General features: G+C 37.5%; 18 protein-coding genes and 1 pseudogene. 7 read left to right on the top strand and 12 right to left on the bottom strand.

The genetic code is table 11. The features are described 5' to 3' along the window. Positions 1 to 20 precede the first annotated feature (20 nt). From CEF19_RS19755 to CEF19_RS19735, 5 genes are all read right to left on the bottom strand, one after another. Positions 21 to 698, bottom strand: coding sequence for a YesL family protein (locus tag CEF19_RS19755; RefSeq protein WP_100407653.1), 678 nt, complete (start codon positions 696 to 698; stop codon positions 21 to 23). Between the two features lie 22 nt (positions 699 to 720). After that, a complete protein-coding gene (locus tag CEF19_RS19750) occupies positions 721 to 1,539 on the bottom strand; it encodes a carbohydrate ABC transporter permease (RefSeq protein ID WP_100407652.1) in 819 nt (272 codons plus the stop codon). Then, on the bottom strand, positions 1,539 to 2,399 hold the full coding sequence (locus CEF19_RS19745; RefSeq protein WP_100407651.1) for a carbohydrate ABC transporter permease: 861 nt from the start codon (positions 2,397 to 2,399) through the stop codon (positions 1,539 to 1,541). Before CEF19_RS19745 ends, CEF19_RS19750 begins: the two co-directional genes overlap by 1 nt. A 94-nt stretch (positions 2,400 to 2,493) precedes the next feature. Then, the gene (locus tag CEF19_RS19740; protein ID WP_100407650.1) at positions 2,494 to 3,804 is read right to left on the bottom strand and encodes an ABC transporter substrate-binding protein; all 1,311 of its coding nucleotides are present in this window, start codon (positions 3,802 to 3,804) and stop codon (positions 2,494 to 2,496) included. 299 nt (positions 3,805 to 4,103) lie between these two features. After that, entirely contained in the window at positions 4,104 to 5,096 is a 993-nt protein-coding gene (locus tag CEF19_RS19735; RefSeq protein WP_100407649.1) for a LacI family DNA-binding transcriptional regulator, read from the bottom strand. A 297-nt stretch (positions 5,097 to 5,393) separates the two neighbouring features. Between CEF19_RS19735 and CEF19_RS19730 the strand changes: the two are divergent. Further along, a pseudogene (locus tag CEF19_RS19730) lies at positions 5,394 to 5,765 on the top strand (transposase); the annotation flags it as partial. Here the strand turns inward: CEF19_RS19730 and CEF19_RS19725 are convergent. After that, positions 5,762 to 6,055, bottom strand: coding sequence for a hypothetical protein (locus CEF19_RS19725; RefSeq protein WP_100407648.1), 294 nt, complete (start codon positions 6,053 to 6,055; stop codon positions 5,762 to 5,764). The pseudogene CEF19_RS19730 and the gene CEF19_RS19725 sit on opposite strands and share 4 nt — an antisense overlap. Positions 6,056 to 6,415: 360 nt before the next feature. On the opposite strand from CEF19_RS19725, the gene CEF19_RS19720 reads away from it, so the two are divergent. Continuing rightward, the gene (locus tag CEF19_RS19720) at positions 6,416 to 6,934 is read left to right on the top strand and encodes a CBO0543 family protein (RefSeq protein WP_100407647.1); all 519 of its coding nucleotides are present in this window, start codon (positions 6,416 to 6,418) and stop codon (positions 6,932 to 6,934) included. A 223-nt stretch (positions 6,935 to 7,157) separates the two neighbouring features. Here the strand turns inward: CEF19_RS19720 and CEF19_RS19715 are convergent, their stop codons facing one another. After that, positions 7,158 to 7,598 carry a competence protein ComK gene (locus tag CEF19_RS19715; RefSeq protein WP_157801022.1) on the bottom strand — a complete coding sequence of 147 codons (441 nt, stop codon included), beginning with the start codon at positions 7,596 to 7,598 and terminating at the stop codon, positions 7,158 to 7,160. 187 nt (positions 7,599 to 7,785) lie between these two features. Between CEF19_RS19715 and CEF19_RS19710 the strand changes: the two genes are divergently transcribed. Continuing rightward, entirely contained in the window at positions 7,786 to 8,277 is a 492-nt protein-coding gene (locus CEF19_RS19710) for a sigma-70 family RNA polymerase sigma factor (RefSeq protein WP_100407645.1), read from the top strand. Positions 8,278 to 8,470: 193 nt separating this feature from the next. On the opposite strand, the gene CEF19_RS19705 is transcribed toward CEF19_RS19710, so the two are convergent. The 5 genes from CEF19_RS19705 to CEF19_RS19680 form a co-directional block, all read right to left on the bottom strand. Beyond that, the gene (locus tag CEF19_RS19705; RefSeq protein WP_227522037.1) at positions 8,471 to 8,758 is read right to left on the bottom strand and encodes a helix-turn-helix domain containing protein; all 288 of its coding nucleotides are present in this window, start codon (positions 8,756 to 8,758) and stop codon (positions 8,471 to 8,473) included. Beyond that, the gene (locus CEF19_RS19700; RefSeq protein ID WP_227522036.1) at positions 8,755 to 9,606 is read right to left on the bottom strand and encodes an ATP-binding protein; all 852 of its coding nucleotides are present in this window, start codon (positions 9,604 to 9,606) and stop codon (positions 8,755 to 8,757) included. The genes CEF19_RS19705 and CEF19_RS19700 overlap by 4 nt, the downstream gene beginning before the upstream one ends. Then, a complete protein-coding gene (locus CEF19_RS19695; RefSeq protein WP_100407644.1) occupies positions 9,539 to 10,312 on the bottom strand; it encodes a DnaD domain-containing protein in 774 nt (257 codons plus the stop codon). Before CEF19_RS19695 ends, CEF19_RS19700 begins: the two co-directional genes overlap by 68 nt. A gap of 76 nt (positions 10,313 to 10,388) precedes the next feature. Continuing rightward, positions 10,389 to 10,655, bottom strand: a complete 267-nt coding sequence (locus CEF19_RS19690; RefSeq protein ID WP_100407643.1) for a hypothetical protein — start codon at positions 10,653 to 10,655, stop codon at positions 10,389 to 10,391. A 691-nt stretch (positions 10,656 to 11,346) separates the two neighbouring features. Then, positions 11,347 to 11,547, bottom strand: coding sequence for a helix-turn-helix transcriptional regulator (locus tag CEF19_RS19680; RefSeq protein WP_198510329.1), 201 nt, complete (start codon positions 11,545 to 11,547; stop codon positions 11,347 to 11,349). Between the two features lie 148 nt (positions 11,548 to 11,695). Between CEF19_RS19680 and CEF19_RS23310 the strand changes: the two genes are divergently transcribed. The 4 genes from CEF19_RS23310 to CEF19_RS19660 all read left to right on the top strand — a co-directional run bounded on the left by CEF19_RS23310 (position 11,696) and on the right by CEF19_RS19660 (position 12,871). Next, on the top strand, positions 11,696 to 12,022 hold the full coding sequence (locus CEF19_RS23310) for a helix-turn-helix domain-containing protein (protein WP_157801021.1): 327 nt from the start codon (positions 11,696 to 11,698) through the stop codon (positions 12,020 to 12,022). A gap of 161 nt (positions 12,023 to 12,183) precedes the next feature. Continuing rightward, positions 12,184 to 12,387, top strand: coding sequence for a DUF1659 domain-containing protein (locus tag CEF19_RS19670; protein ID WP_100407639.1), 204 nt, complete (start codon positions 12,184 to 12,186; stop codon positions 12,385 to 12,387). Between the two features lie 34 nt (positions 12,388 to 12,421). After that, a complete protein-coding gene (locus tag CEF19_RS19665; RefSeq protein WP_100407638.1) occupies positions 12,422 to 12,637 on the top strand; it encodes a DUF2922 domain-containing protein in 216 nt (71 codons plus the stop codon). Between the two features lie 57 nt (positions 12,638 to 12,694). Then, complete coding sequence (locus CEF19_RS19660) at positions 12,695 to 12,871, top strand: YvrJ family protein (RefSeq protein ID WP_100407637.1); 177 nt, start codon at positions 12,695 to 12,697, stop codon at positions 12,869 to 12,871. Positions 12,872 to 12,934 lie beyond the last annotated feature (63 nt).

Below are 12,934 nucleotides of genomic sequence, written 5' to 3'. Positions count from 1 at the left end.
TCTCCCTCCAAAAACTCCTATTATTTTTTCTCTATCAACATCGAATAAATTTTTAAAAATAATGAAATCGATATAAATGAAATCATTGAAAAGCTGAAAAAGATCAGTAAAAACCTCAATTGATTGACACTAACAAAAAGGATCATAGCGGTTAAAATAATGAGAATAATGCCAATCCATGGTTTTGCCACTGAAAAGACGAGCGCCTTTTTCAGAACATCCTTGACACTAATGTCATAATGTACCATTACAGAAAAGGAGTACATCGTTACGACAAATAAAAACAATCCAAATCCAACAAAAACATATGTGATGAGTGGGAAACTGACGCAAAAGTAATAGATATCTCCGACTGTAACCACCCAGGCGATTGTTAGAACAAGGCCTAATTTAACACTGCTTTTATAATTCTCTTTGTAATAATTCCAATACCCTTTTATAACAGTTTCTTGTTCCTTTTCCATAGCCCAATCACGACTTACTGCAAAAAGTGCAGAAGTGGCTGGGAATACCACTAGAGGAGCAATTAAGGCAAAGTAGATGACGATAAGCAATGATGTGTCTTTTGATTCAACCATGATCAAATTTAGGACGACTATCCCCACAGGAAAAGTGAACAGCAGCCATAATAAATTGGCTAGCGCAAACCTGGAGATCCACTCACTCACTAAATAGAAACCACCCATAAACTTCTCCATTTTCACCCCCCTTTATCTTTAATTACTTAACTGCACCTTCCGAAACACCTTTGATAATTTGTTTTTGTGCAAAGAAATAAAAAATAATGACAGGTATGATCGCAATCGTCAAACCTGCTAAAGCTAAGTGCCATTGACGTGTATATTGTCCGAAGAACATAAACATTCTAAGGGGAATGGTTGACTCCGCATCACTTAAAATAAGAGATGGTAATAAAAAGTCATTCCAAATCCAAATCACATTCAAAATTCCTACGGTTACAGAAATAGGCTTGAGTAACGGGAAAATAATATGACGGAATGTTTGAAACTTCGAAGCTCCATCAATCGTTGCGGCTTCATCAAGGGATTTCGAAAGTCCAGTCATCGCACCATGATATAAGAAAATTGCTAAACTCGAGCCAAATCCCAGATACATAAAAATTAATCCAAAACGATTTAGCATATCAGCTTGGCCAAAAATTGTAATCAAAGGGATCATGACAGCTTGGAAAGGAATAAGCATAGCAGCTACAAACAGAAGTAAAAGGACACCACTTAATTTACTCTTATTCCTCGCTAAGGCATATCCAGCCATAGAAGAAAAGATGACAATAACCGTAATACTAACAACTGTTATCAATAATGAATTAAAGAAAGATTGAACAAACCTTAAATCAATAAATGCCTGGACGAAGTTAGAAAAAATTAGTTCTGACGGTAACCCCAATACATCCTCGAACATCTCACGTTTAGATTTGAACGCATTCACAATCATTAAATAAAAAGGAGAAATCCATAGTAAACCGAATAAAAGACCGAGGACTTGTAACCAAAATAAATTGTTTTTTTTCTTTTTCATTATAAGTCCACCTCGCGTTTTTTATTATAGTAGACTTGTGTGACCGCGATTGCAGCTACCATGATAAAAAATATGATCGCCTTAGCCTGCCCGTAAGCCATTTGATTACTAGTAAATGCGGTATTTACAATATTCATCGCTACCATCTCTGTTGAGTTAAATGGACCTCCATTGGTCAAAGATAAATTTTGGTCGTAAATTTTAAAGGAGGTGGACAGAGTTAAGAACATACTTATCGTAAAAGCTGGGGCTACTAAAGGGAACGTGACGTTTCGAAAACGTTGGAAAGCATTTGCCCCATCAACTTCAGAAGCCTCTAGCAGTTCAGCTGGTACATTTTGCAAATAGGCAATGTAAATAATCATGATATACCCGCCCATTTGCCAACAAGTCAAAATAACAAGTCCCCAGAAACCTGTATTTGGTGTTGATAACCATCCAGTTAATCCCGGTATCCCAAGAGAGTGTCCAATATCAGAAAACACGCTAATAAAAATAAACTGCCAAATGAAGCCTAAAATTAATCCACCGATTAAGTTAGGCATAAAAAAAACTGTACGAAGGAGATTACTTGACCGGAATTTCCTAGTAACGAGTAATGCTAATCCTAAGCCAATGACGTTAAGCATGATGACAGTTACTACTGAAAAGCGTATTGTGAACCAAATAGAACTAGTAAAACGATTATCTTGAAACAGTCGAATATAATGTTCTAAGCCAAGAAATTGGTTATAAGTCAAACCATTCCAATCTGTGAAGGAATAATATAAACCAAGGAGCAATGGAATGATTACGACTAGGCTTAAACTTAATAGAACAGGCGTCAAAAACAGCCAATAAGATAAATCACGATTCCTCATATTGTACCTCCTATAATTTCAAAGGAATGTTATTCCCCTTTGATGTAAAACAGCTAACAAGATAGTGATTGTTAGCTGTTTTTGTAAAGTTCTGCTATCTTCTCATGCTTTCCCACTCATTAACCGAATTCTCAACAACTTGGTCCCATGAGATTTGGTCACCAATATACTCTTGTATGTTAGCACCTAAAATGTCGCCCCACGGACTTGGATATCCCATAAATACCCACCCAATCGTATTTCCTTCAGATGAATATTCATAAATCGTTTGAGATAACGGATCTGCAATCTTAGTTTCATCAAAGCCTTCATACGCTGGAATAAAGTTCAATTGTGTTAAAACAGCTTCCTTACCAATTTCCGATGTGTATAACCAATCTAGGAAGTCTTTTGAAGCTTGAACGACTTCAGGGTCCTTGTTGTTATTAACAACCCAGTAGTTTGGAACGCCAACTGGTAAATGTCCTTCATTCCCTTCAATAGGGATTGGCAGAATACCGATTCCATTTTGGGCAAAGTCAGGATCCATTGCATGAACAGATGGATAGATCCAGTTCCCTTGTTGTATCATTGCTACTCGCTCTAATGAAAAATATTTTTCTACTTGCTGAGAATAGTCAATACTCAAGACAGGTTGAGCAGAATAATTACTTTGAAGATCAACCATTCGTTGTAATTCATCACTTCTCTCAAAGCTAAGGGTGTCGCTTTCATAAGCTTTTTGTACATCATTTTCAAATTCAGGAGCAAGAAATACATTTGCTAAATGATTTCCAGTAACCCATTTTTCTGTTCCAGCTAATGCGAAAACAGCATCAATATTTAATTCCTCTTTTTGCTGATCAATAAGCTGTACGGCTGATTCTAAATCTTCATAAGTAAGAATTTCTTCGGCATTAACCCCAGCTTCTTCAAAAATTCGTTTATTATAAATTAATCCATACCCTTCTAGGTTAAAAGGAAGTCCAAACACTCCCTCTTCCGTTGTAATACCATCTAGTGTTCCCTCTAATGCTAATGATGCAACTTGTGTGTCCGATACATCCGCCAAATACTCTTGATAATCAGCTAATTCAGATGGACCTGCAAGACTGAAAATCTCAGGCTCATCTCCTGCTGAGAACTTTGAACGTAAAGAAGTAAAATAATCAGTTCCCCCACCTACTGCAGCAAAGTCAATTTTCACATTAGGATTTTCCTCCTCATACTGCCGTGCCAATTCTAGAAACTGATCTCTAAACTCTACTTTCCCTTGAAATATATTAATCGAAATTTGTTCTCCTTCAGCAGGAGATTCTGTACCTTCATTTCCTATAGTTTCATTTCCTGTAGCGCCGCCACAACCTACTAACAAAGCCCCCGCAACCATTGAACCTAAAAATAACGATAGTATTTTTTTTCTCATATTTAACTCTCCTCCTTTGATAATTCTAATATGTGATATAAGGGTTTTTTAATCATAAATTTGTTTAACTTGGCATCGGTTACAAAAAATCGATACAACCACCTCCATAAAAACAATATAAGGAGCATTAAATTTGTAATCTTCATTTGGTATCGGTACCAAATCACTTTAAAATAATAACCCCTAAGGAGTCTTCTAAACATATAATGTTTCTAAATCAGATTATATATAGTTTTGGTATCGGTTTCAATAGTTTTTTAAAAAATTTCGCCAATCATTGAACGTATGAATTGACGAAATTAAGTTGATTCCCTTATCACAAGCTCATTTTGTAACTCACAATCTATTATCTCACTGCCCTTTCCTTGATTTTGACTAACAATGATCTCCACACACTTTTCTCCCATTTTGCTTATAGGTTGACGGATTGTTGTTAATTTAGGATCAATTATTTCTGCTAACGGCTGATCATCAAAACCTATAATGGCCATATCATTAGGAATTTTAAATCCATTCGACTTTAATTCCACGAGAATACCTCCAGCAACTTCATCACTTCCTGTAAAAATCGCTGTTGGTTTGTCCTCCATTTTAATAATTTGATCGGCAACCTTTTTTCCGTCTTCGATAGAATGTCTTTCAACAAATACCCATTGAGGATTAACATCTAGTCCAGCTTCCTTCATGGCCTTTTGAAAACCTTTATTACGATCTTTATCTTTCCCATCATCTGCAAATAAACCACCGGTGCAGTATGCAATCTTTCTGTGACCTTTTTCAATTAAATGCTTCACACCAATAAAGGTGGCATTCATTTGATCCACCCTTACAGTTGAAACGCCTTTATTTAATAAATATTCATTACATAGTAAGATTAAACCATACTGTTTATACGATTCGATTACTTCCCAATCATTTTCAATTGCTGTCATGATCATTGCATCTACTTGTTTTGTTTTTAGCATTTCTAAAAAAGATAGTTCTTTTTCTCTCCGTTCATCACTCTGAAAAATAACGACTTGGTAGCCATGCTCGTATGCAGCTTTTTCAATAGAGTCCACTAAGTAAGAAAAGAAAGGATTTACAATTCTCGGCACAATTACTCCAATAGAAGTCATTATATTACCACGCATTCTTCTAGCTGATGGATTGGGAGAATAATTAAGTTCCTTCATTGCATGGAGCACTTTTTCCCTTTTTTCTGGAGCAACATGTGGAGAGTTATTTATAACTCTTGATACTGTTGTCTTTGATAATCCTGCGTGTTTCGCTACATCTGATATAGTTGCCACTACTATTACACCTGCTTTAACATCTTTTTTGGTACCGATTCCACTTTATATTATATAAGATAGCATAGTATTCAACAAAAATATACAACAAAGTTTTGAATATGTAATAGCGGATCAAATTTAGCATTAAAAAGTTCTGCCTCTCCCTATATTACCTAGAAGAACCTTAAACTGTACCTAAATTAGAAGAACGCGTAATTTCTTCTCTACTCGGAGTTCTGTATAAACACCTTGTGGAATCATTGATTCAGTGTAAATTCACCTTTGACTAATGGTGCAAGAAATTATTAGTACGGTATATCCGAGATTGGGGAAATCGATCGATTTGATCATCCTAAGAAGCTAGTCGCATTCGCTGGATTAGATCCAAGCGTTTTTGAATCTGGTAAATTCACAGCTACTAAGAATCGGATTACAAAACGTGGTTCCAGTAGGCTTCGGCACGCATTATATATGGGTGTAAGGTGTGCAATTCGAGACTTTCGTAAGAAGAAAACGAGTGATGAAATTATCCCTTGTAGTAAGAAATTACGTGAGTTCTACGACAAGAAACGTGATGAAGGAAAGCCTTTCAAAGTGGCTGTCATTGCTTGTGTAAATAAGCTCTTACATTGGATTTTTGCCCTGTTAAATAGCAACACATTATTCCAAGATATTACCTGTAATTAATTCAAATAAATCATCTGACTCTTTTCAGGTAGATTTATATACTTTTCTTCGCCTTCGATAACTATTTCAAGTCTATCGCCATTAGGTGTTACCCAGATTGCATAATTAGATAAATTCAAACTAAATCGGTACTCAGGTGGTAAAGCCATAGAAACTTCTATCTTTTCCTCCCAGTCTGTATCTCCCAGTTTTTTTTCAATTAACATGAATTCAACCGTGTTATCAAGCACTTTAATGGTTTTAGAGCCTTCATCGGTACGTTTTTCAACTGTTATCTCCTTAGCCTCCATTAACGTAGATTCTTGGACATTGTCTTTTGATTCTTTCTGTTGATTATCACTACAACCAAGCAGAGCAATCACTCCAATTAGAAGTTTATAGCAAAATATATCTTGTTTTTTATGACAAATTCTCCCCCCTTATAGATGAGAAGATAATTTTTTATATAAAGTTTTTCTTATTCAGCTCTACTGCCATTTTAGTTTAACATTAATTTCCTTTTGTTTGGCTATTTTGTTTAAGTGAAATACTTCACAATTTTGATTTAAAGAAATCAGACCTTAACCTTTAAGTAGCACCCTTACAGGTAAAACAAACTCCATAAATAATATTTTTTAAAAAGGACACCTTATTTATAGGAGGTGTTTTATATGAAGGAAAGAACAATATTGAACTTATTAACTATTTTTGGAATAGGGGGAAGCATATTTTTTTTACTACGAAGAAAAGGTGATTTGAAAGACTGGTTTCTTATTTATTTTATTAAAACTTTAGTTTCTACTTTATTAGATGGACCAGTAATAAAGACAAAATATTTACAATATCCACATCGCTATTTGCCTAAATTATTTGACTCAAACATTGTGTTCTTGTACTTATTATTTCCTTTATCGTGTGTCATTTACAATCAATTTACTTATAAAATGGCACCATTAAAAACTATCTTGAGTGTTTTCCTTTTTAGCGGTCCAATGACACTTTTGGAGAAATGGCTTGAAAGCAATACCAATTTAGTGAAATATCGTAAGGGATGGAATAGCTATATCACTCTTGTGGTTCTTTCATTTACTTTTTTACTTGTAAAAGGGTGCATTGAGGGAATTCGTTTCTTAGATAAAAAAATTGAGAATCGCTCAATGGCTTTAGAAGATAGTGAATTTGTAAAATGAATTAGAGCAGACCTACTACCTTAAAAGACCGATGATAATTGGTCTTTTTTGTTAACTCCATATCATATTAACCTGCCATGTTACTTTAAGCCCAATCTTCCACAATCTCATCTTCCTTTTTAACATAAACACCCAGTTTCCGTATTCGCTGCAACTATCTGTTCCTATTACTAATTTAATGAATAGTCCCGTCCCCTATCCCTCTTTCTCACTAATCCCCCCATCAACACCTCACCGCACAATAAGCTGTCCGCTGTAATTGCTTTTCAATCGTAAAATAAGAACTTCCTACCTCTACCTCATGAGAATTCGAAAGCACGACCACGGCTTTTTGTTCCTTTTCTTTTATCAGGTTCACATGTTTCAAAAATATCCAGTTACATTCAAATTTCTTTGGTGAGTGGGTCGGAAATGCATAAATGCCTTGATCGGGATTAATCGCAACCGGGGTTTTTAGGGAAATACCCGTTAGGTACTTCACCGCAGCAATTCTCCCTTCATAGCTTGAACCGTTGATTAAACAAGAGTGCTTAATAATGCTTAAAGGCGATTCTTCGCGATAAATGACCGTTTCCCTTTCGATGACCATGGTTCGATACTGAACATTTGCAATGGACACTAACGCCATCGTGCTTTCATTCACTTCATACATCTCAGGCCACATCGATACCCCTCCCAAATTTGTGCTAGTTCTCACAACTGGACATGCGCTCATTACAACCGGTCCCTAAAACATACTAAACGCCCAGTCAAAATTGATAAGTTATCTTTTGTCATAACTTGGTAGAACCTATATGTTCATTATACCGGCGGAATACGAATGAAAGCATGTTTTCACAAGGGAAAATATTATGAATTTAATAGATTTTACAACAGATGATGTATTGGTTCGTTATGCCCCACTTGTCAAGAAGCAGCTACTCTCTTTAAAGATCTATAAAGACTATGATGAATACTATCAAATTGGGCTAATTGCATTATGGGAAGCCCAATCAAAATTCAACCCAGATAAAGGAACATTTGCCACGTATGCGATTGCCACAGTCAGAGGGCGATTATTAACGCTGTTACGAAAAGAACGAGATTTCGCTCAGAAGCATTGCCTGACGGACGAGGACTATATACACGTTCAAGATGAGAGAGTTAACATCCCTTTTGAACTAGAAATGCTAAAACCATATTTAGAAGCAATGACGAAACGAGAACAAAATTGGGTGATGGAGGCCATTGTTAACCAGAAGAAAACATCGGAGATTGCGAGTGAGTACGCAGTCACGATGAATACGGTACGGAGTTGGCGTAAAGGGGTCGTGAAGAAAGTTAAAAACATGCCTGAACGATGACAATACTAAATTCAAGGCTATCTTTCCATATTTATAGGGAGAATGCAAGCGAGAAATTGAAAGTTTGACACCACGTATACAGAAAGAATATCGGCTTAATAGTTTTGATATTATATAAATTGAAGATATCAATAAAACCTTCTAATTCTTATATCAGAATCAAAAGGTTTTATTGAGCTTCCCTAGGTACTTCCTAAATCAAGCTCCTGCTTTCATGAAGCCCACGATCACGAACACTAATTCGTTTTTTTCGTTTTCGGTCTAAAATGAGCATGGCGACCTCGTCTTCTTCCCGGTTAAAGTAACGTGCCATCCGTTTAAGAGAGACCCCTCTTTTCCACATCTGATCAAATTCAATGACTTCCTTTTCGTCCCAGAGAAAATTGAGTTCCTCAAGAGCGATGTAAATGATTTGACGCGAATGGGTCAGATGGCTATTTTCAATGCGCAGATGGGCTAGATTTGTTGTTGTTTTCCTCAAGCTTTCATCCCCCTTGCCCGCTTGATGACGAGTTGTTCTCGAAAATTGTTCGCTCGGTTGTAGACGCAAACACAGTTGGCCAGAATTCTCCACCAAGTTCTCCCTTTATCGTCAAGCTTGAATGGTGTTTGTTTGTGTTCAAACTCTTCCGCTGATAAATTCGATGTGAACCAAATCGGTTTATTCGCCCTCTCTCGTCCGTTCACAATTTGAAATGTCCAATCCTTCTCTTCCGCTGATAACCGCTGACTGCTTAAAAAGTCATCCCAAATCAATAAATCAGCTTCATAACAGGTCTGCATAATCTCAGAAAGGGATTCGGGGTTGGAAAATCGTTTCGTTTCGCTTAACCGAGAAAAGAGGTCTTTTTCCGTTAGAAAAATAACCGAGTAGCCCCTTTTTATCATTTCATTTGCTCCAGCTGCGGTTAAATGGGTTTTGCCATTCCCCGTTTCACCAAATAGCATGATTCCAACCTTTCCTCGTTCTTCAAAGTTCGTAACAGCCTGCTTCATTTCCTCATAAGCTGTCTCACTACCCGTGACCTGGTGGAACGTGGTGAATGTTAATTGAAGTAACTCTTCTTTCATGCTGCTTAGTTTTAGCGCGCGATCGATTCTGTTTCGTTTCAAGCGTTGGCGTTGCTCTTGTCTCATTTTCTCAATGCTATCGACTTCGCATGAACAGGCATTCGCACACCATCTTCTCCCTACGATGGGGATATCTCGTAACACATATTCTATTTCATGATCGCAAAATCGGCAGAATATAGGTTCTGGTTCATTTATAGAACTTGATTTCGACAGCGGGGTCAACGTCGAGACTAGCTGTTGATGTGATTGGTTCAACGTCCTTTCCTCCTTTTATCGTCCGAAATGTGTTCGATTTATGATAACGGCGATGAAACTGCTCGCTAGCCTGATGCGCTTGCTCCAAGGTTCGAACCCCTTCCTTACACCAGTTCACCACGATCGACTTCGCATACAAAAAAGGTTTCCCGCGTTCTCCGGCCATCGACATCGCTAAACATACTAAATCCAGAGGGAGATGATCGTCTTCCACGAAACGCAGCAACATCTCAAGTTGCGTAACTGTCGGTGAGTGTTGAAACGCACGATTGAATTCATCTTCTAAGGTTTTGTTGTGATTGCTTTCTTTTTGTTTAACTAATGCTGCACGATGTGGTGCATCTTTATCCGTATGCTTGTCTCGCTTTTTGTCTGCATTCTTGTCTGCACGACTAGCGGTATCGTCATACCATTCTTGTCGCATTTGGTCTAAGGAGAGAAGTCGGTATTGAGCTGACTCCCTCCCACCTCTTTTCTTATAGTGAATATAGCCCTTTTTCTTCAGTTCATTCCGCGCTTTAAAGATGGTTCGTTCAGCAAGGGCTGTTTTTTGACATAAGGTGTACACGGCAACGGAAAATTCCTCCACCCAGCCGGCACGATTATTAATATGAATGAGTGCGTGCCATAGTGAAATCGCAGAGCAAGAAAGCCGGTTGGTTTCCATGCGATCATAAAAGGCATTGATTTCTTTAAGATAATTCATAGACCCACCTTTCTAATCATAGAATTTTCTGATTTATCGGTATAAAATGAGGACGAAGATTCTTTAGAGATAACGTTTATACAAAACAGAGCTCCTGATTTATGTTGTACGCCGTCCTCTCTATTTTCTTTTTAAGAGAGAGATAGTGCCATGCCTCCACATCTTTTTCCACTAATCGCAGCTGCCATTCCCGGAATTGAAGCGCATCGAGAATCTTCCGAAGCTCTGACTCACTTACCGAGGGCTTGTCCATCGCTATTATTTTTCCATAGACTCTGTCAAACACTCTTTTCTTCTCAATATTCATATCGATTCGGTAATTCCTCATCGAAATCTCGATCATTTGCCGTTCACTTCTATAGAATTGTAGTATCATACAAAAAGATGGCCTTTCTTTTGCTTTATGGATGATAAAGTTGGTAGGATAATAGTAAGCTTATTTTGTCTTTGCATGGTTTACATATCCTTTTACTAGGAATGTATGCAAATATTCGATGAAGCTGTGATAATTGAGAAATGGGCTAACTAAGAAAAGTTGTAAGGCGTAGAGGGAATTGCTTATTGCGAGATAACAACCTATGTAAGAGGCTAACAAGGGAGATTCTATTCTCTTTATTTCTTTTAGACGATTTGAATCACAACCGGTATACCCACTCGGGGTCGTCACTGGGAAAATTAGATTATTAAAAAGATTCTGTTGCTCGGATACATTCTGTGGGAGCTTAACTCTTACTGTTTTGTAGGAAGAAATGAGTTCACGAAAAACATTGAATAATATCGGTAGCTGAAACCACGGACCACGCATCATTTTCATAGAGTTACCAACAAACATTGGAAATTCCCCTTTCGTTGCCACATATTTATCCTTATTTAAACCGACTAACAAGAAAAATGAAAAGTATAAATCAACAGATAAGACTTGACTACATGGAGAATCTCGGAGGTCATCCACTTTCTGGGGAGGTGATTGTCATGCTTGATTTCGCTCTGAATCACTAAAGTCTCACATGAGAAACCATTTGATTCGTTTTCGCTTACTTCGTTAAAACGCTTGAAAAAAACATCGTCCAATCAACTTTTAAAACGCCGGCAATTTTCATCGCATTTTCCACACTAGGCGTACGCACTCCATTTTCAATCATCGTATAATACTCTCTTTTAATCCCGACCGCATCGGCGACGACTGCTTGGGTAATGTCACGCTTTTTCCTAGCATCTAGAAGCCACTCCCTCAATTTCACACCTCCCATATCCGATAAAATATTCCATCTTCTTACATTTTTATTATACGTAACTAAAAGTGTCTGTCAACAACTTTTTACTGTAACTTTAAGTTACATTGCTTTATACTTAAATAATCACTCATTGTCTGGAGGGTTGAGATTGTTTAAAGAGCGAATTAAAGAATTACGATTAAGGAAGCATTGGACGCAAGAATATATCGCTTCTCTATTAGGCATCACCCGTCCGGGATACAGTTCCTATGAAAACGGAGCACGTCTCCCTAGCATTCAAATCCTTATCAAGATAGCCGATTTGCATCATGTCACGACAGATTACTTACTCGGTCGATCAAATGATGTTCCAAACCCCGATCTTTTGTGCTACCAACTAGAAGGATTAGACAAATCAGAAGTAATAGCGATAGAATCGTTTATTGATTATATGAAATTCAAATCTCTTGAGCAGAAAAACGGATCCCCAACCTAAATAAAAAGGCACTCACCGCACACCCCCTCCTCTAACCTCCCCCTATTAACGTAAGAACCCTTCCAATACATTAAAGAACATCCTCGTTCAAAAATTTTTAAATGGACTATTTCTTTTTGCCCCTTTCTCGATATATACACAGTGAAAGGGGGTGTCACACAATGTTAACAGATTCTAGATTAACAATTGTATTTGAAACAGGTACAGATGATGAAGGCAAGCCTATCTTAAAAACGAAAAGCTTCAACAACGTCAAAACAGAAGCAACAAACGAAGAATTAACAGCTGTTGCGAATGCTTTGACTCCATTGCAAGGATGGATTCTTCAAAGAGTAGATCGTGCCAATGTCCATAGCTTAGTTTAATATGAGCTAAATCTATTGAAAGGAGGAACACTCCATGTCAAAAAAGCTTGATCTGATTTTTGAAAATGAGCTGGGACGAAGCGTTACGCTTTCACTAGATAACCCTGTTTATCCTGCTGACCCAACCGCTATCAACGCAGCGATGGATGTCGTGATTGCGCAAAATGCGTTTACATCACTTGGTGGCAATTTAATCATCAAAAAAGGCGCACGAATCGTTGACCGTACTGTAGAAGACATCGAACTATAAGAAAATGAAAGAGGGTGAAAACCCTCTTTTCTTTATAAGATAAGGAGGTTATTCCAAATGGAAACATGGCTGCCGATGTTGCGTGAGTTTGGATTTCCAGTCGTTGTCACGCTCTACCTTCTTCACCGTGTAGAGAACAAGCTCGAAATGGTCAATCAGTCCATACAGAAGTTGCCAGACAACCTCTTTCAGCAACAGCTGATTCGAAGTGTTGAGCAGAAGAAGAGTGTGTAAGACACTAACGTATAATACAAACAAGCAACGTCCCAACCGAAGTTGAGACGTTGCTTGTTTGAT

The sequence above is a fragment of the Bacillus solitudinis genome, assembly GCF_002797395.1.
GTDB lineage: Bacteria > Bacillota > Bacilli > Bacillales > Bacillaceae_D > Halalkalibacter_A > Halalkalibacter_A solitudinis.
The sequence above is the reverse complement of the archived record's forward strand: the minus strand, read 5'-3'. Positions and strand labels throughout refer to the sequence as shown.